The sequence below is a fragment of the Streptomyces sp. NPDC059002 genome, assembly GCF_042740435.1.
Taxonomy (GTDB): domain Bacteria; phylum Actinomycetota; class Actinomycetes; order Streptomycetales; family Streptomycetaceae; genus Streptomyces.
The window spans coordinates 161,029-179,910 of record NZ_JBHYJI010000004.1 but is presented as its reverse complement, the minus strand read 5'-3'; the positions used below and the strand labels follow the sequence as shown (position 1 = coordinate 179,910).

At 72.0% G+C, this 18,882-nt stretch carries 18 protein-coding genes; 10 read left to right on the top strand and 8 right to left on the bottom strand.

Annotation, left to right across the window (positions count from 1 at the left end; genetic code table 11):
- The first annotated feature begins 90 nt into the window (after positions 1-90).
- The 3 genes from ACFWZ2_RS06205 to ACFWZ2_RS06195 are packed head-to-tail and all read left to right on the top strand — an operon-like array spanning position 91 to position 3,316.
- Positions 91-1,503, top strand: a complete 1,413-nt coding sequence (locus tag ACFWZ2_RS06205) for a glycosyltransferase family 4 protein (protein ID WP_384542556.1) — start codon at positions 91-93, stop codon at positions 1,501-1,503.
- On the top strand, positions 1,497-2,249 hold the full coding sequence (locus ACFWZ2_RS06200; RefSeq protein WP_384542553.1) for a class I SAM-dependent methyltransferase: 753 nt from the start codon (positions 1,497-1,499) through the stop codon (positions 2,247-2,249). The genes ACFWZ2_RS06205 and ACFWZ2_RS06200 overlap by 7 nt, the downstream gene beginning before the upstream one ends.
- Entirely contained in the window at positions 2,246-3,316 is a 1,071-nt protein-coding gene (locus tag ACFWZ2_RS06195; RefSeq protein WP_384542550.1) for a prenyltransferase/squalene oxidase repeat-containing protein, read from the top strand. Before ACFWZ2_RS06200 ends, ACFWZ2_RS06195 begins: the two co-directional genes overlap by 4 nt.
- Positions 3,317-3,407: 91 nt before the next feature.
- Here the strand turns inward: ACFWZ2_RS06195 and ACFWZ2_RS06190 are convergent, their stop codons facing one another.
- Entirely contained in the window at positions 3,408-3,707 is a 300-nt protein-coding gene (locus ACFWZ2_RS06190; RefSeq protein WP_384542547.1) for a hypothetical protein, read from the bottom strand.
- A gap of 118 nt (positions 3,708-3,825) precedes the next feature.
- Here ACFWZ2_RS06190 and ACFWZ2_RS06185 point away from each other — a divergent pair, with 118 nt between their 5' ends.
- Positions 3,826-4,371 (top strand): hypothetical protein, encoded by a 546-nt coding sequence (locus tag ACFWZ2_RS06185; protein WP_384542544.1) that lies wholly within the window; start codon positions 3,826-3,828, stop codon positions 4,369-4,371.
- A 7-nt stretch (positions 4,372-4,378) separates the two neighbouring features.
- On the opposite strand, the gene ACFWZ2_RS06180 is transcribed toward ACFWZ2_RS06185, so the two are convergent.
- The 6 genes from ACFWZ2_RS06180 to ACFWZ2_RS06155 all read right to left on the bottom strand — a co-directional run bounded on the left by ACFWZ2_RS06180 (position 4,379) and on the right by ACFWZ2_RS06155 (position 10,490).
- Positions 4,379-5,389, bottom strand: coding sequence for an LLM class F420-dependent oxidoreductase (locus ACFWZ2_RS06180; protein WP_384542542.1), 1,011 nt, complete (start codon positions 5,387-5,389; stop codon positions 4,379-4,381).
- 127 nt (positions 5,390-5,516) lie between these two features.
- Complete coding sequence (locus ACFWZ2_RS06175; RefSeq protein ID WP_384542539.1) at positions 5,517-6,380, bottom strand: hypothetical protein; 864 nt, start codon at positions 6,378-6,380, stop codon at positions 5,517-5,519.
- 182 nt (positions 6,381-6,562) lie between these two features.
- Positions 6,563-7,585 carry an N-acetylmuramoyl-L-alanine amidase gene (locus tag ACFWZ2_RS06170; RefSeq protein WP_384542536.1) on the bottom strand — a complete coding sequence of 341 codons (1,023 nt, stop codon included), beginning with the start codon at positions 7,583-7,585 and terminating at the stop codon, positions 6,563-6,565.
- Between the two features lie 45 nt (positions 7,586-7,630).
- Positions 7,631-8,281: a class I SAM-dependent methyltransferase gene (locus ACFWZ2_RS06165; RefSeq protein WP_384542533.1), complete on the bottom strand. Its 651-nt coding sequence runs from the start codon at positions 8,279-8,281 to the stop codon at positions 7,631-7,633.
- A 124-nt stretch (positions 8,282-8,405) separates the two neighbouring features.
- Positions 8,406-10,196 carry an MFS transporter gene (locus ACFWZ2_RS06160; RefSeq protein WP_384542531.1) on the bottom strand — a complete coding sequence of 597 codons (1,791 nt, stop codon included), beginning with the start codon at positions 10,194-10,196 and terminating at the stop codon, positions 8,406-8,408.
- A 132-nt stretch (positions 10,197-10,328) separates the two neighbouring features.
- Entirely contained in the window at positions 10,329-10,490 is a 162-nt protein-coding gene (locus ACFWZ2_RS06155) for a hypothetical protein (RefSeq protein ID WP_384542529.1), read from the bottom strand.
- On the opposite strand from ACFWZ2_RS06155, the gene ACFWZ2_RS06150 reads away from it, so the two are divergent.
- From ACFWZ2_RS06150 to ACFWZ2_RS06130, 5 genes are all read left to right on the top strand, one after another.
- A complete protein-coding gene (locus ACFWZ2_RS06150; RefSeq protein WP_384542526.1) occupies positions 10,489-12,762 on the top strand; it encodes an acyl-CoA dehydrogenase in 2,274 nt (757 codons plus the stop codon). The genes ACFWZ2_RS06155 and ACFWZ2_RS06150 overlap by 2 nt on opposite strands.
- 19 nt (positions 12,763-12,781) lie before the next feature.
- A complete protein-coding gene (locus ACFWZ2_RS06145; RefSeq protein WP_384542783.1) occupies positions 12,782-13,999 on the top strand; it encodes a lipid-transfer protein in 1,218 nt (405 codons plus the stop codon).
- Between the two features lie 276 nt (positions 14,000-14,275).
- On the top strand, positions 14,276-15,727 hold the full coding sequence (locus tag ACFWZ2_RS06140) for an MFS transporter (protein ID WP_384542523.1): 1,452 nt from the start codon (positions 14,276-14,278) through the stop codon (positions 15,725-15,727).
- A gap of 87 nt (positions 15,728-15,814) precedes the next feature.
- A complete protein-coding gene (locus ACFWZ2_RS06135) occupies positions 15,815-16,351 on the top strand; it encodes a SigE family RNA polymerase sigma factor (RefSeq protein WP_384542520.1) in 537 nt (178 codons plus the stop codon).
- Positions 16,351-17,148 carry a hypothetical protein gene (locus ACFWZ2_RS06130; RefSeq protein ID WP_384542518.1) on the top strand — a complete coding sequence of 266 codons (798 nt, stop codon included), beginning with the start codon at positions 16,351-16,353 and terminating at the stop codon, positions 17,146-17,148. The genes ACFWZ2_RS06135 and ACFWZ2_RS06130 overlap by 1 nt, the downstream gene beginning before the upstream one ends.
- Positions 17,149-17,375: 227 nt before the next feature.
- On the opposite strand, the gene ACFWZ2_RS06125 is transcribed toward ACFWZ2_RS06130, so the two are convergent.
- Positions 17,376-18,008 (bottom strand): response regulator, encoded by a 633-nt coding sequence (locus ACFWZ2_RS06125; protein ID WP_384542780.1) that lies wholly within the window; start codon positions 18,006-18,008, stop codon positions 17,376-17,378.
- A 165-nt stretch (positions 18,009-18,173) separates the two neighbouring features.
- On the opposite strand from ACFWZ2_RS06125, the gene ACFWZ2_RS06120 reads away from it, so the two are divergent.
- A complete protein-coding gene (locus tag ACFWZ2_RS06120; protein WP_384542515.1) occupies positions 18,174-18,569 on the top strand; it encodes a hypothetical protein in 396 nt (131 codons plus the stop codon).
- The last annotated feature ends 313 nt before the right edge of the window (positions 18,570-18,882 follow it).

The following is an 18,882-nucleotide window of genomic DNA, read 5'->3' as shown; positions in this document are numbered from 1 at the left end:
AGCGATCATTCAGCGATCAAGTCTGAAACTTGTTCTAGATTACCGTCCCGGCGTAACCTCGCGGACAACTGCAGGAGAAGGGGGCCGAGAGTGACCGCTGAGGCCATGGAAGCGGGCCCCCGAAAGGGCTCTGGCACCGACGGCGACCGACCGTTGCGCATCGCTCTCCTGACGTACAAAGGGAACCCGTTCTGCGGGGGACAGGGCGTCTACGTACGCCATCTGTCGCGCGAGCTGGCCCGGCTCGGACACAGCGTCGAGGTGATCGGCGCCCAGCCCTATCCGGTGCTCGACGAGGGCGAGGGACTCGAGGGCCTCCGGCTCACCGAGCTGCCGAGCCTGGACCTCTACCGCTCGCCCGACCCCTTCCGCACCCCCAAGCGCGACGAGTACCGCGACTGGGTCGACGCCCTCGAAGTGGCGACCATGTGGACCGGCGGCTTCCCCGAGCCCTCGACGTTCAGCCTGCGGGCCCGGCGCCATCTGCGCGCAAGGCGCGGCGAGTTCGACGTCGTGCACGACAACCAGACCCTCGGATACGGCCTGTTGGGCGACCTCGGCGCACCCCTGGTGACCACGATCCACCACCCGATCACGGTCGACCGGCAGCTGGAGCTGGACGCCGCGCCGGACTGGAAGCGCCGTGCCTCGGTCCGCCGCTGGTACGCGTTCACGCGCATGCAGAAGCGCGTCGCACGCCGCCTTCCCTCGGTGCTCACCGTCTCCGGCACCTCGCGCCAGGAGATCATCGACCACCTCGGCGTACGCGAGAACCGCATCGACGTCGTCCACATCGGCGCCGACACCGACCTCTTCTCGCCCGACCCGGCCGTGCCCGAGGTGCCCGGCCGGATCGTGACGACCTCCAGCGCCGACGTCCCCCTCAAGGGCCTGATCTTCCTCATCGAGGCGCTCGCCAAGGTGCGCACCGAGAACCCCGCCGCCCACCTCGTCGTCGTCGGCAAGCGCGCCGAGGACGGCCCGGTCGCGCAGGCCATCGAGCGGCACGGCCTCGCGGGCGCCGTCGAGTTCGTCAAGGGCATCACCGACGCCGAACTCGTCGACCTCGTCCGCTCCGCACAGGTCGCCTGCGTCCCTTCGCTCTACGAGGGGTTCTCGCTCCCCGCGGCGGAGGCGATGGCCACCGGCACGCCGCTCCTCGCGACCACCGGCGGCGCGATCCCGGAGGTCGCGGGCCCCGACGGCGAGACCTGCCTCGCGGTGCCGCCCGGCGACCCCGGCGCCCTCGCACTCGGCCTGAACCGGCTCCTGGGCGACGCCGCACTGCGCGCCAGGCTCGGCGCCGCGGGCCGCGCCCGGGTCCTCGCCAAATTCACCTGGGCCCGCGCCGCCCAGGGCACGGCGGAGCTGTACCGCGCGGCGATCGACCGTTCCGCGGGGCGCGGCGCCGCCCGCGCGGTCGCCCGCGGCCACGCCCTTCCGGCGGCCCCGGCCGCCCCCGAAGTTGCAGGACCTCACCACGAAAGCAGGGCCACGTGCTGACCGTCGACTTCACCCGCTTCCCGCTCGCCGCCGGCGATCGCGTGCTCGACCTGGGCTGCGGCGCGGGCCGGCACGCCTTCGAGTGTTACCGGCGCGGCGCCCAGGTGGTGGCCCTGGACCAGAACGGCGAGGAGATCCGCGAGGTCGCCAAGTGGTTCGCCGCGATGAAGGAGGCGGGCGAGGCACCGGCCGGTGCGACGGCCACTGCCATGGAGGGCGACGCCCTCAACCTGCCCTTCCCCGACGCCTCGTTCGACGTCGTGATCATTTCCGAGGTGATGGAGCACATCCCCGACGACAAGGGCGTCCTCGCCGAGATGGTGCGGGTCCTCAAGCCCGGCGGCCGCATCGCCGTCACCGTGCCCCGCTACGGTCCCGAGAAGGTCTGCTGGACGCTCAGCGACGCCTACCACGAGGTCGAGGGCGGCCACATCCGCATCTACAAGGCCGACGAACTCCTCGGCAAGATGCGGGAGTCGGGCCTCAAGCCGTACGGCACGCACCACGCACACGCCCTGCACTCGCCCTACTGGTGGCTCAAGTGCGCCTTCGGCGTCGACAACGACAAGGCCCTGCCGGTCCGCGCGTACCACAAGCTCCTGGTCTGGGACATCATGAAGAAGCCGCTCGCCACCCGGGTCGCCGAGCAGCTGCTCAACCCCGTCGTCGGCAAGAGCTTCGTGGCGTACGCGACCAAGCCGCACCTCCCCGTCGCCGCCGCGGAGTCCGTGGCGGCCGCCAAGTGACGAGCCCGGAGCGGACCGAACACCTCGTCCTGCCCGGCGTCCTGACGGCCGATCAGGCCGCGGCGACGGTGCGCGGCATCCTCGCCGTGCAGCGCGAGGACGGCGCCATACCGTGGTTCCGCGGCCACCACCTCGACCCGTGGGACCACACCGAGGCCGCCATGGCCCTGGACGCCGCCGGTGAGCACGCGGCGGCCGAGCGCGCCTACGACTGGCTCATGCGGCACCAGAACCCGGACGGCTCCTGGTACGCGGCCTACCACGACGGGGATCCGCACGACATCACCGACCGCGGCCGCGAGACCAACTTCTGCGCGTACCTCGCGGTCGGCGTCTGGCACCACTACCTGGCCACCGGCGACGAGGCGTTCCTCGACCGGGCCTGGCCCGCGGTGGTCGGCGCCGTCGAGTTCGTCCTCGCCCTGCAGCAGCCGGGCGGCCAGATCGGCTGGAAGCGCGAGGCGGACGGGACGCCGGTCACCGACGCGCTGCTCACCGGCTCCTCCTCGATCCACCAGGCGCTGCGCTGCGCGCTCGCCATCGCCGAGCAGCGCGACGAGCCGCAGCCCGACTGGGAGCTGGCGACGGGTGCGCTCGCGCATGCGATCCGGCGCCACCCCGAGCGGTTCCTCGACAAGGACCGCTACTCGATGGACTGGTACTACCCGGTCCTCGGGGGCGCGCTGACCGGTGCGGCGGCCAAGTCCCGTATGGAGGAGGGCTGGGACCGCTTCGTGGTGCCCGGCCTCGGGGTGCGCTGCGTCGTCCCGAACCCCTGGGTCACGGGCGGCGAGAGCGCCGAACTCGCCCTGGCCCTGTGGGCGTTGGGGGAGTCGGACCGGGCCCTGGAGATCCTGCAGTCCATCCAGCATCTGCGGGACCCGGCGACGGGCCTGTACTGGACCGGCTATGTGTTCGACGACAAGGCGGTCTGGCCCCAGGAGCTGACCACGTGGACTGCGGGGTCGTTGCTTCTTGCGGTTGCCGCGCTGGGCGGGGACGAGGCGACCTGTGCGGTCTTTTCCGGGGAGCGGTTGCCCGGTGGGCTGGATCCGGATTGCTGCTGAGCGCGCCGCGCGGGCTTGGGCGGGGGGATCATCCGCGGCCCGGATGCGGCTGAGCGCGCAGTTCCCCGCGCCCCTTACGGGGCGCCCCCTGCTAGTAGCGGCGCAGGCGGCCCGCCACCGCGTGGCCGACGAGCAGATAGACGACGGCTGCCAGGCCGTAGCCCGCGACGACCCTTGCCCAGGCGTCGTCGAAGGTGAAGAGGTCGTGGGACCAGCCCGCCAGCCAGCGGGCCGCGTCGTGCACGAACTGGACGAAGTCGTTGGCGCGGTTGGCGTCGAGCAGGTACATCAGGATCCACAGGCCGAGGATGAAGGCCATGACGTCCGCGACGATCACGATGATCTTCGCTGTCTCGACGCTGCCGCGGGTGTGCCGGGTTCGGGGAGACATGCGGGCCGGGTACCGGGGGCGCCTCCCTTGAAACCCGTACGGGCTCGCCCGGGTGGCGGCACCCGGCGGGCGGGGTGAGGCTGCCGGGAGGACCAGCTCACCTCTGGAGGCCGCTGCCGTGCTCAGCCCCGTATCCGTCCGCCGTGCCGGAGTCTCCCTCACGCTCTGCTGCACGCTGCTCGTGGGCGTGACCGCCTGCAACGACGACGACAAGGACAGCGCGGCGACGCCGAGCGGCACCAGCTCGGCCGAGAAGCAGAAGTTCGCCAAGACCCGCTTCGTGGCCAACGCGGGGCTCGCCGCGGGGGCGACCTACCAGTGGATCGTGAAGCCGTTCCGTGCGGGGAAGTTCAAGAGCGGCGCGGACGGCCGCAAGTTCGCCCTCGTCAAGGCCGGTCTCGCGGGCGCCTTCACGTACAACAGGCTGAAGGCGGCGACGAAGAACGCCCAGGGCGACCCGACGCTCGCCAAGGCGGTGGCGCCCCTGACGGCGGGCATCGACGCCCTGAAGGACCTGCCGTCCAAGCTCCGCAAGGGCGACTCGACGGACTCGATCGTGGACTCCTTCGACGGCGTCATCAACTCCGTGAAGGACGCGGGCAAGAGCGCGGGCGCGGAGGTCAAGGACAAGGTGCCGTCGGCCGGGGAGCTGGCCAAGGGGTAGGCGATGCCTAGGAGTTGAGCTCGGCCAGGGTCCGCAGCGTGAGCGGGTCGGGGGCGAGCACGAGCAGGTCGGTCACCGGGCCCTTGCGCCACAGCTCAAGGCGTTCCGCGATGCGTGCGCGCGGCCCGACCAGGGAGATCTCGTCGGCGAAGGCATCGGGCACGGCGAGCACCGCCTCCTCCCTGCGCCCCGCGAGGAACAGCTCCTGGATGCGCCGGGCCTCCTCCTCGTACCCCATGCGGGCCATCAGGTCGGCGTGGAAGTTCCGTGCGGCGTGGCCCATGCCGCCGATGTAGAAGCCGAGCATGGCCTTGACCGGGAGCAGTCCCTCGGTGACGTCGTCGCAGACCTTGGCGCGGGCCATGGGCGCGATCAGGAAGCCTTCGGGGAGATCGGCGAGCGAGGCCTCGTACACGTCCGTGCGCAGCGGCGACCAGTACAGCGGCAGCCAGCCGTCCGCGATGCGCGTCGTCTGCGCGATGTTCTTGGGGCCCTCGGCGCCGAGCAGGACCGGCAGGTCGGCGCGGAGGGGGTGGGTGATCGGTTTGAGGGGCTTGCCGAGTCCGGTGCCGTCGTCGCCGCCGTAGGGGTGGGCGTGGAAGCGGCCCGCCAGCTCCACGGGCCCCTCGCGGCGCAGGACTTGGCGGATCACGTCGACGTACTCGCGCGTCGCGGTCAGCGGCGACCTGGGGAACGGCCGCCCGTACCACCCCTCCACCACCTGCGGCCCGGAAAGCCCGAGCCCGAGCATCATGCGGCCGCCGGAGAGGTGGTCGAGGGTGAGCGCGTGCATGGCGGTGGTGACGGGGGAGCGGGCCGCCATCTGCACGACGGCCGTGCCCAGCCTGATCCGCGAGGTCTGTGCGGCGATCCAGGTCAGCGGCGTGAAGGCGTCCGATCCCCAGGCCTCCGCCGTCCACACGGAGTCGTAGCCGAGCCGCTCGGCCTCCTGGGCCAGCGCGACATGGCCGGGGTCGGGGCCGCGCCCCCAGTACCCGAGTGCGAGCCCGAGCCGCATGCGCCCTCCCCGTCGTACAGCCGAAACACCGGTCCCTGACGGCCCGTCAGTTCACCGCCGGGAGGCGACTGTACGACAACGGCCCCCCGCCCGGAAGGGCGAGGGGCCGCTGATGCGTCGGGGTGGATCAGCCGCGCTGGATCCCCGTGGTGTCCTGCAGCACGCCGCGACGGCCGTCCTGCGTCTGGGCCACCAGGCCGGGGCCGCGCTGCTCGACGGCCAAGTACCAGGTGCCGGGCGCCAGTTCGGCGATCGGCGTGGGCGAGCCGTCCTCCGCGTACAGCGGACGCGGCACCGGCACGGCGAACCAGAACGGCGAGAAGTCACCGGCGGGCGCCTGCGCCTGCGCGGGCGGCGGGGTCTGCCCGGCCTGCGGCTGCGGCTGACCGCCGAAGGGCTGCCCGCCCTGCGGCTGACCCGGCTGCCCGCCGTACGGCGCACCCTGCTGCGGCTGGCCCGCACCCGGGTAGCCGTAGCCACCCTGCGGCTGGCCGCCGTAGGGCTGGGGGGTGACGGGGCGCGGGGCGCCCATGAGCGGGGCCTTCAGGGCCGGGACGATCAGCGTGGCGACCGCGGCGGCCGCGAGCACCAGGGCGGCGATCAGGCCGAGGATGAGGCCGACGCCGGCGTCGGGCGACTTGCTGGGCCCGATGTCACCCTCGAAGAAGAAGTTGAAGGACTGGTCGGTGTCGAAGATGGCGCCGAGGGCGCTCCACGCGGAACCGACGGTGAAGGCGACGCCGACCTGGCCGAGGTCAAGCCCTGCGATCTTGTGTTGCGACTGCTGCGCGCGGCCCAGCACGATGAGCACCGCGCCGATGATGCCGAGCAGGTACACGCTGAGCAGCAGGTTGCCGTTCTCCCAGGCGTTCGGAACCTTGTCGTCCTTGAGCCCGTCAATATCGATCGTGCCGAGGAACGAAGCGATGAAGAGCAACACCGCTGCTCCGATCACCACGCCGTCGCCTCGAGTGAGGGAGCGGAAATTCACTTCAGGTCCTTCGTCAGTCGTCTCGTCAGTGGAGGCGTCGCTGTCGCCGTAGTCGCGGTCGTGTCGCGGTGCGCGAAGCGCGGGGGTGGCCCCTCATCGTATGGAGGACAATATCGTTCGCACGGGCGGGGTGTCTGCTCGGGATAAAGACGTCCACGCTTCGATACGAGGACCTCCACGATCTACCCGCGGAGGAACCCGGCGATTCCGTCAGAGATCCCCTGCGCCGCCTTCTGCCGCCACGCGCCGCTCGTCAGGAGTGCCGCGTCCTTCGCGTCCCGCATGTTGCCGCACTCGATGAACACCTTGGGAACGGTGGAGAGATTGAGGCCGCCGAGGTCCTTGCGGGTGTCGAGTCCGGTGCCGCCGCCGATGTAATTGGAGGGGGCGCTGCCGGTGGCGCGAAGGAAGGTGCCCGCGATGCGTTCGCCCAACTCCTTGGAGGGGGCCACGATCGGGGTGGTGTCGGCGGAGCCCGCCCTGACCTTGCCGGGCATGATCACGTGGAAGCCGCGGTTCCCGACGCCGGAGCCGTCGGCGTGGATGGAGACCACGGCGTCCGCGTGGAGCTTGTTGCCGATCTGGGCGCGCTCGTCGACGCACGGGCCCCAGGGGCGGTCGCCGTCCTGGGTGAACTCGACCGTGGCGCCCTGCTTTTCGAGGAGGGTGCGCAGTCGCCGCGCGACGTCGAGGGTGAACTTGGCCTCGGTGTACCCGGCGTTCGTGGACGTGCCCGTGGTGTCGCACTCCTTGCGGTTCGTCCCGATGTCGACCTGGCGGTTGATCTCGGTCGCGTGGCGGAAGTTGCCCGCGTTGTGGCCGGGGTCGACGACGACGATCTTGCCCTTGAGGGGGCCGTTCGCGGCGGGGCGGCGCGTGGGCTTCGTATTCGAATCGTTGTCGTCGCCCTTGCCGTCGTCACCCGTCCCCTTCCCCTTTTCGCCGCCCTTGTCGTCCTTGTCGCTCTTGTCGGACTTCGAGGGAGATGGGGTGGAACCGGACGATGTGTCGTGGTCCGGCGACGCGCTCGACGCCGGGGCCGACGCCGTGGGTTCGCTGCCGCCCGGACCGTTGGTCGCCTGGTAGACCAGCCACCCCGCAAGGCACGTCGGCACAAGCGCGGCCAGCGTCACCGCCAGCGGGCCGCGGCCGAAGCGGCGCTTGGGCGGGCGGGTGGGATCGAATTCCGGACCTACGTACGACACGAGGGGGAGCCTATCCGCGAGGCCGGATCCCCGCTTCCGTTGAGGTCAGATACCCGCCGCGGTGCGGCGCAGGACGCGCAGCGAGTCCACCGCCGCGACCTCGGTGAACGCGCCGGACTCCAGGGCCCTGAGGTAGACGCGGTACGGCGCCTGGCCCGTCATGATGTCCACCGGATCGGGGAAGACGTCGTGGATGACGAGGAGGCCTCCGTCGGCGACGTGCGGCGCCCACCCCTCGTAGTCGGCCGTGGCGTGCTCGTCGGTGTGACCGCCGTCGATGAACACGAAGCCGAGCGGGCCGCCCCACGCCTTCGCCACCTGCGGCGAGCGGCCCACGATCGCGATCACGTGGCCCTCGAGGCCCGCCTTGTGCAGCGTGCGGCGGAAGGTGGGGAGCGTGTCCATCCGGCCGACCTCGGGGTCCACCGTCTGCGGGTCGTGGTACTCCCAGCCGGGCTGCTGCTCCTCGCTGCCGCGGTGGTGGTCCACGGTGATCGCGACCACGCCCGTCTGACGCGCCGCGTCGGCGAGCAGGATCGTGGAGCGCCCGCAGTACGTGCCGACTTCCAGGAGCGGCAGCCCGAGCGCGCCCGCCTCCACCGCGGCCGCGTACAGCGCGAGCCCCTCGCCCCGGGGCATGAACCCCTTGGCGGCCTCGAAGGCACCGAGAATCTCCGGCTTGGGCTCGACGGCCATGGGTCCCTCCAGGTCGTACGCGTAGATGGCCGCCCCATGATGCACCGCGCGCCCGTCGTGCCCCAAAGGGGCGCGGGGAACTGCGCGACCAGCCACGACGGCCCCGCAGATCCCCACAACCTGTTCAGGCAGACACATCGCTCCCATCCGGCGACCCGGACCCGGCGCCGGAGACAGAGCCGGACCCGGAGACAGAGCCGGACCCGGACCCGGACAACGCCAGATCGACCTGCACCGCACGGTCGTCCCCGGGATGCGCCGCGGCGGACGCCTGAGGCGCATGCCCCGTGGCGGTGGCCGCGAGAACGTACGAACCATCAGCCGGCACGGCAAGGGAGTAGCGCCCCTCATCATCGGTGAGGGCAGCCCCCGCCTGCTTGCCCCGCCGGTCGATCAACGTCACCTTGGCCCGCGCGAGCGGCCCGCCGTCCGCGCCGTGCACCCGCCCGTGGAAGCCCGCGAGGACCTCCGTGGCGTGCTCCAGGTTGGCGTCCTCCTCGCTGCTCGCGCGCAGCTGCGGCTTGGCCGGGCGGCGGGCGGAGGGGAGGAAGAGGGCGAGGAGCAGGCCGATCGCGACCGCGCCGGTGGCGATCAGGAACGAGACGCGGAAGCCGTGCAGGGTGGGCACGTCGACGCCGCCGACGTGGTTCGCGGTGTTGGCGAGGACCATGCCGATGACGGCGCTGGACACGGAGGTGCCGATGGAGCGCATCAGGGTGTTGAGGCCGTTGGCCGCGCCGGTCTCGGACGGGTCGACCGCGCCGATGATCAGGGCGGGCAGCGAGGAGTAGGCGAGGCCGATGCCCGCGCCGACGACCACCGAGATGACGATGGTCTGCCAGGCGGCGCTCATCAGGCCGAGGCCCGCGCCGTAGCCGATCGCGATGATCAGCATGCCGAGGATCAGGGTGGTCTTCGGGCCGTACTTCGCCGAGAGGCGGGCGTAGACCGGCGCGGTGAACATCATCGTCAGGCCGAGCGGGGCCACGCACAGGCCCGCGACGACCATCGACTGGCCGAGGCCGTAGCCGGTCGACTCGGGCAGCTGCAGGAGCTGCGGAAGGACCAGCGAGATGGCGTAGAAGGCGACACCGACCATGATCGAGGCGAGGTTGGTGAGCAGCACCTCGCGCCGTGCGGTGGTGCGCAGGTCCACCAGCGGGGCCTTCATGCGCAGTTCCATCAGGCCCCACAGGACCAGGACGACGGCCGCGGCGCCGAACAGGCCGAGCGTGGTGCCGGAGCTCCAGCCCCAGTCGCTGCCCTTGGTGATGGGCAGCAGGAAGAGGACGAGTCCCAGGGAGAGGCCGAGCGCGCCGAGCACGTCGAAGCTGCCCTGTGCGCGCAGCGGGCTCTCCGGCACGAAGGCGAGGGTGAGCGCCATGGAGAGGACGCCGAGTCCGGCGGCGCCGAAGAACAGCGTGTGCCAGTCGGCGTGCTGCGCGGTGAACGCGGCGAGCGGCAGCGCGAGTCCGCCGCCGACGCCGATGGACGAGCTCATCAGGGCCATCGCGGAGCCGAGCTTCTCGCGCGGCAGCATGTCGCGCATCAGGCCGATGCCGAGCGGGATGGCGCCCATCGCGAAGCCCTGCAGTGCGCGGCCGACGATCATCACCACGAGATCGTCGGTGAATCCGCAGATCAGTGAGCCGACGACCATCACGGCGAGGCTGCTGAGGAGCATCCTGCGCTTGCCGAAGAGGTCGCCGAGGCGACCCATGATCGGGGTGGAGACGGCGCCGGCGAGCAGGGTCGACGTCATGACCCAGGTGGCGTCGGTCGGCGCGGTGTCCAGCAGGGTCGGCAGGTCCTTGATGACCGGCACGAGCAGGGTCTGCATGACCGCGACGACGATGCCTGAGAAGGCGAGTACGGGGACGATTCCGCGTATGCCGCGTGATGGGGTCGCGGTCATCGACATTGCGTGGGGCCTCCGGGCGGAAGGTTGAGCTGGGCAGGTACGTGTAGCTCGAACCCGGTTACCCGGGGCGACTATTCCGACCTTTGCCGTACCCGGCGAACTCTTGACCCTTTGTTAACCGCTTCATCACCCGGCGCTCGACCGGTCGCGCGGCCCGGTGCGGGTGCCGTCGCCGGTGCCGCCGTTGATGCCGTCGCGGAAGACGTCCCGTATCTGACCTTCCGTCAGATTGAAACGTGTTCTAGTCTGACCGCCGTCCCGGCAGCTGCTACCGGCGAGGATGCGCATGGGGATCGGAATCACGCAGGAGCAAGGGGAGTTGGCGTCGGCCGTACGCGGCTGGATCGCGCGGGAGGTGCCGCGCGAGGAGACGCGTGAGTTGCTCGACGCGCCCCGCAAGGGGCGCGGGGCTCCGGCAGGTGCGGCTCCACCGCGTGGGCGCGACCAGCCCCCACCGGCCCGCGGGGCACTGACCACACCGTCGGCGGAGTCACTCGACGGGCCGCCCGGTGGCCACCGCCGTCCCGCCCACTGGGACGGCCTCGCCGAGCAGGGCCTGCTCGGGATCCACCTGCCCGAGGAGTCCGGCGGCGGAGGCGGCGGACTCCTCGATCTCGCCGTCGTCCTCGAAGAGGCGGCGCGGGCCGCGCTCCCCGGCCCGTACGCGGCGAGTTCGCTCGCCTCCGCCGTCCTGCACCGGGCGGGCGCCCACGAGTTGGCCCCGGGGCTCGCGGACGGCACCCGCGTCGGCGCCGTCGCCCTCGGCCCGGGCACGCTCACCGCCGTGTCCGGGCCCGACGGGTACGTCCTGGACGGCACCGCGCCGCCCGTGCTCTCCGGGGCGGACGCCGACCTGCTGGTGCTGGCCGCCGCCTCGGCCTCGGGCCCGGTGTGGCTCGCCGTCGACGCGGCCGCGCTGACCGTCCGTACGCACGAGAGCGCCGACCCCACCCGGCCGACCGCCGAGGTGAGCGCGCGGGCCGCGCACGTGCCCGCAGGGCGGCTGCTCGCCGTGGACACCGCGACCGTGCGCGACCTGGCCGCCGTCGTGCTCGCCGCCGACGCGTGCGGCACCGCGGCCTGGGCGCTGCACACCGCGGCCGAACACGCCAAGGTGCGCGAGCAGTTCGGGCGGCCCATCGGCCAGTTCCAGGGCATCAAACACCTCTGCGCCGACATGCTGGTCCGCGTCGAGCAGGCCCGCGCCCTTGCCTGGGATGCGGCCCGCGCCGCCGACGAGGAGCCCGAGGTGCGCGGTCTCGTCGCCGCGCTCGCCGCCGCCACCGCGCTCGACGCGGCGTACACCTGCGCCAAGGACTGTGTGCAGGTGCTCGGCGGCATCGGCTTCACCTGGGAGCACGACGCCCATCTGTATCTGCGCAGGGCCGTCGTGGCACGCCAGCTGCTCGGCACGGCGGACGCCCACCGGCAGCGGGCCGTGCGGCTCGCCGAGGGCGGTGCGCGCAGGGAGCTGCGGATGACGCTGCCCGCGGCGGCGGAGGAGTACCGCGCGCAGGCCCGCGAGGTGATCGCCGGGGCCCGCGGCCTCGACCCGGCGGCCGCCCGCAAGGCGCTCGCGCCCACCGGCTACGCGGCCCCGCACCTGCCCGCACCGCACGGCCTCGGCGCCGGACCCGTCCAACAGCTCGTCATCCAGGAGGAGTTGGCGGCGGCCGGGGTCAGGCTCAGCGACCTCGGCATCGCGACCTGGGTGGTGCCCTCCCTCATCGCGTACGGCACACCGGAACAGCAGGAGCGGCTGCTCGCGCCGACCCTGCGCGGCGAACTGCTGTGGTGCCAGCTCTTCAGCGAGCCGGGCGCGGGCTCCGACCTCGCCTCGCTGCGCACGAAGGCCGAGCGCGTCGAGGACGGCTGGCGCGTCAACGGCCAGAAGGTGTGGACGAGCGCCGCCCAGTGGGCGGACCACGGGATCCTGCTCGCACGGACGAACCAGGACGCCCCCAAGCACCAGGGGCTCACCTACTTCCTCGTCGACATGAAGGGCACCGCGGGGATCGGCATCCGCCCGCTGAAGGAGATCACCGGGGACTCCCTCTTCAACGAGGTGTACTTCGACGACGTCCCGCTCCCCGAGGACGCGGTCGTCGGCCGTGTCGACGACGGCTGGCGGGTGGCCCGCGACACCCTCGGCAACGAACGCGTCCACATGGCCGACCAGTTGACCTTCGACACCGGCCTCGAAGCTCTCATCGCGCGCGCCGCCGACCTCGACGGGGCCTGCCGCGCCCGCATCGGCGCGCTCGCCGCCGAGGCGCACGCGCTCGCCTGCATCGGCCTGCGGACCACCATGCGGCAGGTGGCGGGCGCGGAGCCCGGCGCGGGCGCCTCCGTCCGCAAACTCGTCCAGACCCCGCACCAGCAGAAGGTCGCCGAACTCGCCCTCGAACTCCTCGGCCCCGCGGGCGCGGTGCGCGAGGGCGCGGGGGAGCGGGCGCTGCACGGCTTCCTGATGTCGCGCTGCCTGACCATCGCGGGCGGCACCACCCAGGTACAGCTCAATGTCGTCGCCGAGCGGATCCTCGGCCTGCCCCGTGATTGAAGGGACCCGCATGACCTCCGTGAAGGCGTACATCGTCGGCGTCGGGATGACCAGGTTCGAGAAGCCCGAGACGCGCGACTGGCAGTACTGGGACATGGCGAAGGAGGCCGGCGGCAAGGCACTTGAGGACGCCGGCATCTCGTACGACCAAGTGGAGCAGGTCCCCGTCGGCTACTGCTTCCAGGCCTCCACGGCCGGGCAGCGCGCCGCCTACGAACTGGGCCTGACCGGCGTCCCCGTCTACAACGTCAACAACAACTGCGCGACCGCGTCGACCGCGTTGATGATGGCGCGGCAGTTCGTCGAGGGCGGCCTGAACGACTGCGTGCTCGCGCTCGGCTTCGAGAAGATGGCGCGCGGCTCGCTGGGCGGAGGGTCCGACGGCGGCGCCCGCGGCGGAGCCGCCAATGGATTCGGCAAGACGTCCCCCGTGGCCCGCCACTACGGCATCATGGCCGCCCGCCACGGCTTCGAGATGACCCCGCCCACCGCGCAGATCTTCGGCAACGCCGCGCGCGAGCACATGGAGAAGTACGGCACCACAGAGGCGCAGCTCGCCGCGGTCGGCGCCAAGAACCACCGGCACTCGGTGAACAATCCGTACGCCCAGTTCCAGGACGCGTACACCGTCGACGAGATCCTCGCCGCCGAGACCATCCACCGCCCGCTCACCAAACTCCAGTGCTCCCCGACCTCCGACGGCTCGGCGGCCGCGGTCGTGGTCTCCGAACGGTTCGTGGAACGGCACGGCCTCGCCGACCGCGCCGTGGAGATCGCCGCGCAGGCCATGACCACCGACACCGGGGAGTCCTTCGCGTCCGGATCGTGCATCGACGCCGTCGGACAGCCGATGTCACGGGAGGCGGCCCGCCAGGTGTACGAGAAGTCGGGCATCGGCATCGAGGACGTCGACGTCGTCGAGCTGCACGACTGCTTCTCCATCAACGAACTCCTCACGTACGAGGCCCTCGGCATGTGCGCCCCCGGCGAGTCCGGCAAGCTCGTCGAGAGCGGCGCGACGACCTACGGCGGCCGCTGGGTCGTGAACCCCTCCGGCGGCCTCATCTCCAAGGGCCACCCCCTCGGCGCCACCGGCATAGCCCAGATCACCGAACTGACCTGGCAACTCCGCGGCGAGGCGGCGGCCCGACAGGTCGAGGGAGCAAGGGTGGCCCTCGCCCACAACATCGGCCTCGGGGGCGCAGCGGTGGTGACGCTGCTGCGAAGCGCTTCATAGGGCCGCGGGCAGTCTTCTGGGATTCAGGGGCGCGGGCAGCCTTCTGGGTTTCAGGGGCGCGGGCAGCCCTCTGGGTTTCAGGGGCGCGGGGAACTGCGCGACAAGCCACGACGCTCCCGCAGACGAAACCGGAGCAGGCACCGGAGGGGAACCGGACCAGGCACCGGAGGGGAAAACGTGCCGGGCCGGAGACCCAGGTCCTAGGCCTCCGGCCCGACCCCCCGTGGAGCGAAATCCCGATGCCCAAGGCATCCATCGCTTGAGAACATGGACGTCATGGTTCAGACGCCCCCCGACACTTACATAGCCGCCGACCCGGTTGCCGCAGGCAAGAAATCCGCCCCCATGTGGGCGGTGCTGCTCGCCGCCTGCGCGGGGCAGTTCCTCGTGGTCCTCGACGTCTCCGTGGTGAACACCGCCCTGCCGTCGATGCGCGCCGACCTCGGCATGAGCCCCCTCGGGCTGCAGTGGGTCGTCAACGCCTACTCCATCGCCTTCGCGGGCTTCATGCTGCTCGGCGGCCGGGCCGGCGACCTCTTCGGGCGCAAGCGGATGTTCCTCGTCGGGCTCGCCCTGTTCACCGCGGCCTCCCTCGCGGGCGGGCTCGCGCAGGCCGAGTGGCAGCTGCTCGTGGCGCGGGCCGTGCAGGGCCTCGGCGCCGCGGTGCTCGCCCCCTCGACCCTGACGATCCTGACCTCCGCGGTGCCCGAGGGCGCGGCGCGGGTCAGGGCGATCGGCACCTGGTCGGCGGTGGGCGCGGGCGGCGGCGCGGCGGGCGGCCTGGTCGGCGGCGTCCTCACCGACCTGCTGTCCTGGCGCTGGGTGCTCCTGATCAATGTGCCGATCGGCGCGCTGGTGATCGTCGCGGGCGTCGCCTGGCTGAGCGAGAGCCGCGCGGGCGGTGCGCGCAGGATCGACCTGCCGGGCGCGGTGCTCGTGACGGCGGGGCTCGCCACTCTCGCGTACGGCATCGTGCAGACCGAGCAGAAGGGCTGGACGGCGGCGGAGACGCTGGTGCCGCTGGCCGCAGGGCTCGCGCTGCTCGGCGCCTTCCTCCTCGTGGAGGCGCGCACCCGGGAGCCGCTGATGCCGCTGAAGCTGTTCAGGGTGCGGTCGGTGTCGGCCGCGAACGCCGCGATGTTCGTGTGCGGCGGCGGCATGTTCGCCATGTGGTACTTCATGACGCTGTACGCCCAGAACGTGCTCGACTACTCGCCGCTCAAGGCGGGCCTCGCGCTCATCCCGTCGTCGCTGACCATCGTCATCGGCTCGAAGCTCGCGCCGCGCCTGATGCCGGTGATCGGCGCCAAGAACGTCTCGGTGATCGGCATCGTCATCGCGGCGGCCGGGTTCGGCTGGCAGTCGACCATGACGGCCGACGGAGCGTATGTCACCGCGATCATGCTGCCCGGCATCGTGATGATGCTCGGCGCGGGCCTCGCCTCGACGCCGCTCGCCTCGCTCGCCACGTCGGGCGCCCAGCCAAAGGACGCCGGGCTTGTCTCCGGACTGATCAACACCTCGCGCACGATGGGCGGTTCGCTGGGTCTCGCGGTGCTCTCCACGGTGGCGGCGACGACCATGGCGGGCTCGACCACCCCGCAGGCGCTGACGGACGGCTACGCGGCGGCGTTCCGCACGAGCGGGTTCATCCTGCTCGCCGGGGTCGTGGTGATGCTGCTGTGGATGCCGGGGGAGCGGAAGACGGCGCGGAAGACGGCTCAGTAGACAACTCAGAAGACAACTCAGGAGACAACTCAGGGGTGAGGCAACGGTTCGTGGCCCTCATGGACTCCAATGTGCAGGGAGGCATTCATGGGGGAACGGAAGCAGGCCCTGGACGCGGAATTCCAGGGATTCGTCAGGAGCCGCTGGTCGCAGCTGATGCGCACGGCCTTTCTCCTTACGGGGGAGCAGCACGCGGCGGAGGACCTGGTGCAGTCGTCCTTGGAGCGGACGTATGTGTCCTGGCGCAAGGTGAGCGGCGCGGGTGATCCGGACGCCTATGTGCGCCGGATCATGATCAACACGCATGCGCGCAGACACCGGCGAAAACTCAAGGAGTTCCTGTCGCTGCCGGACTCGGCCCCGGCGCTCGACCTGCCCGAGCGCGGCGACCGCATGGCCCAGGCGGACGACCGCGCGGCCCTGCTGCGGGCCCTTGCCCAACTGCCCGCGCGCCAGCGCGAAGCGGTCGTCCTGCGGTACTGGGAGGACCTGAGCGAGACCCAGACCGCCGAGGCCATGGGCTGCTCGGTCGGCACCGTGAAGAGCAACGCCGCCAAGGGCATCGCCAAGCTGCGCGCCATACCCGCACTGGCCGAGAAGGTCGGAAGCCGAGGGGAGAAGTAATGACGAGGGACCAGGACCCGGCGCGGCACGACGCCGCACCCAGCGACATCGCCGACCGCCTCGCGGACGCGGCGGACGTGGTCGAGATCGGCACGGCTCCGTACCAGGCGGTGATGCGCGGCGGGCGGCGCAGGAAGGCGCGCCGCTGGGTGGTCGGGGCGCTGGCGGCCGTCGCCGTCGCGGGCTCGACGGGATCGCTGGCGCTCGCGGTGGTGGACGGCGGCCGGCGGACCCAGGTGGCGGCGTCCGGCACGGCGGAGGAACGGCACGTGTACACCCCGCAGTTCACCAGGCTCACCGAGCTCTTCGACGGATCGGGGGCCGAGGTGGCCCAGGTGGAGCTGCGCGTATGGGGCCCGCCGCGCGACGCGGCGGAGGCCCGCGGCCAGAAGAAGGCGATGATCGAGGCAGGCGTGTGGGACGAGCGGACGACCGACCCCGTCCCGGCCTCCGGCCAGCCCTGGTACACGATCGTCACCAGGGCCGACGGCAAGGACGACGTGGTGTCCTTCGGCCTCCAGGACAAGCAGCCGGGCGGCGACGACGGCCTGAGCTTCGCCTCGGTCGAGTTCAAGCTGAAGGGACACCGGCTCACCATCGGGCACGTCGGCCCCAAGACGAAGCGCCTGGAGTACGTATACGAAGGCGGCACCTCCGAGCCCGAACTCCGCAAGGCAGCAGGCTCCGCCTACCTGTGGTTCGCCCAGGAAAAGTCCGAGCCGGGCCCCGACGGCAAGCTGCAGTCCATCCGGCTCCATGACGGGAAGGGGGACGTGCAGGTGGTGCAGGAGGACTGAGGAAGCCTCAGACGCATATCAAGCCCGTCCGGCGATTGAGGACGAACTCGGCGAAGCCGGTGATGTGCCCCGGCCATGGCGCGGGCTCACGGGCACGCGGCCCCGGCGCGGGTTCACCGGCACGCGGCCCCGGCCATGGCGCGGGCTCACGGGCACGCGGCCCCGGCGCGGGCTCACCGGCATGCGGCATCAGCCCCGCCGCGGGTCCGGCGCCACCCCGCACCGGATCAGAGCCACCCCCGCTGCCGAGCCTCCCGCACCGCCTCCATCCGGTTCCGCGTCCCGGTCTTGCCGATGGCCGCCGACAGATAGTTCCGCACCGTCGACTCCGACAGATGCACCTTGCCCGCGATGTCGGCGACCGTCGCCCCGTCCACCGCGGCCTTCAGGACGTCGGCCTCGCGGGCGGTCAGCGGACTGGGGCCCGCGCTCAGGGCGGCCGCGGCGAGCGCCGGGTCGATGACGGTCTCGCCGCGCAGCGCCTTGCGGATCGCCTCGGCGAGGTCCTCGACCGGTCCGTCCTTGACGAGGAAGCCGACCGCGCCCGCCTCCATGGCGCGACGCAGATAGCCGGGCCTGCCGAAGGTCGTGAGGATCAGGACCCGGCAGTCGGGGCACTCCTCGCGCAGGTCGGCGGCCGCGTCCAGGCCACTGCGGCCCGGCAGTTCGATGTCGAGCAGGGCCACGTCGGGGCGGCTGGTGAGCGCCGCCGCCACGATCTCGTCCCCCGCCCCGACCTGGGCGACGACCTCGATGTCCGCCTCCATGCCGAGCAACAGGGCGAGCGCGCCCCGCATCATGCCCTGGTCCTCGGCGAGGAGGACTCTCACGGACTTCATCGGGCGGTGGTCCTGCGGCATCTCCGTCACAGGAAGAGGATATGGGTCACCCCAGGAACCGGCTCTCGCACTCGTTCGGGTGGAGCTGTCGTCCGGAGCCGCCGGATGGGGCGGTGCGCCGTGCGGAGCCTGCCACGATCATGCCGCCCCGCACGGGGTGATCACTTCGGCAAGGAGAGAGCGGGAATGAACGGCATGGTTTCCAGGGCGAATTGGGCCGCGCGCATGGGGCTTGGCGCGGTGGGTGTGGGCCTGCTCCTGATGGCCGGGGCGCCGTCGGCGTTCGCGGGGGCGACGGGCTGCAACCAGCGCACGTGCATCGATGTCGAGGGCAGTGGCCTGCGGGTGGAGCGGATCGGCGCGTCGACCACCTGGAACGGCGACTTCACCGGGCACTTCCATGTCTGGGGCGGCGGCATCGACCAGAACAGCGCGACGCAGTTCTGGGGCTACCACCAGAAGTACACGATCCCCGTGGGCCGCGACCTCCCCAACGGTTCCGTGCTCTGCGCCGAGGGCTGGGAGCACACGGGCGGCGGCATGGAGTCACGCGGCCGCGCCTGCGTGGAGGTCCACTTCTGAGTCCCGGCCGAACGCCCGGGCACTGACCTCCGCCCCGACAACGCCCGCGGGCCGTCCGGCGGAACGCGACCGCCGGACGGTCACGTCCCGTGGGGCGGGCACGTCTGGTCGGGCGGGTACGTCTCGTCCTGCGTCCGCGGTCCGTCCGCGCCCGTGGCCCGTCGGGCGGTCACGTCCCGCCGGGCGGGTGTGTCCCGTCTGGCGTCCGCGGTCTGTTCGGCGGCCCCGGTCCCGGTCCCGGTTCCGTCTGGCGTCCGCGTCTCGTCCTGCGTCCGCGGTCCGTCCGCGCCCGTGGCCCGTCGGGCGGTCACGT

Bases quoted from the DNA above. Each gene is read 5' to 3' on its own strand.
- ACFWZ2_RS06190 (WP_384542547.1), bottom strand. From the start codon at position 3,707: ATGTCTCCCCGAACCCGGCACACCCGCGGCAGCGTCGAGACAGCGAAG.
- ACFWZ2_RS06180 (WP_384542542.1), bottom strand. From the start codon at position 5,389: ATGCGGCTCGGGCTCGCACTCGGGTACTGGGGGCGCGGCCCCGACCCC.
- ACFWZ2_RS06165 (WP_384542533.1), bottom strand. From the start codon at position 8,281: ATGGCCGTCGAGCCCAAGCCGGAGATTCTCGGTGCCTTCGAGGCCGCC.
- ACFWZ2_RS06160 (WP_384542531.1), bottom strand. From the start codon at position 10,196: ATGACCGCGACCCCATCACGCGGCATACGCGGAATCGTCCCCGTACTC.
- ACFWZ2_RS06150 (WP_384542526.1), top strand. From the start codon at position 10,489: ATGGGGATCGGAATCACGCAGGAGCAAGGGGAGTTGGCGTCGGCCGTA.
- ACFWZ2_RS06155 (WP_384542529.1), bottom strand. From the start codon at position 10,490: ATGCGCATCCTCGCCGGTAGCAGCTGCCGGGACGGCGGTCAGACTAGA.
- ACFWZ2_RS06140 (WP_384542523.1), top strand. From the start codon at position 14,276: ATGGTTCAGACGCCCCCCGACACTTACATAGCCGCCGACCCGGTTGCC.
- ACFWZ2_RS06135 (WP_384542520.1), top strand. From the start codon at position 15,815: ATGGGGGAACGGAAGCAGGCCCTGGACGCGGAATTCCAGGGATTCGTC.
- ACFWZ2_RS06130 (WP_384542518.1), top strand. From the start codon at position 16,351: ATGACGAGGGACCAGGACCCGGCGCGGCACGACGCCGCACCCAGCGAC.
- ACFWZ2_RS06125 (WP_384542780.1), bottom strand. From the start codon at position 18,008: ATGCCGCAGGACCACCGCCCGATGAAGTCCGTGAGAGTCCTCCTCGCC.
- ACFWZ2_RS06120 (WP_384542515.1), top strand. From the start codon at position 18,174: ATGAACGGCATGGTTTCCAGGGCGAATTGGGCCGCGCGCATGGGGCTT.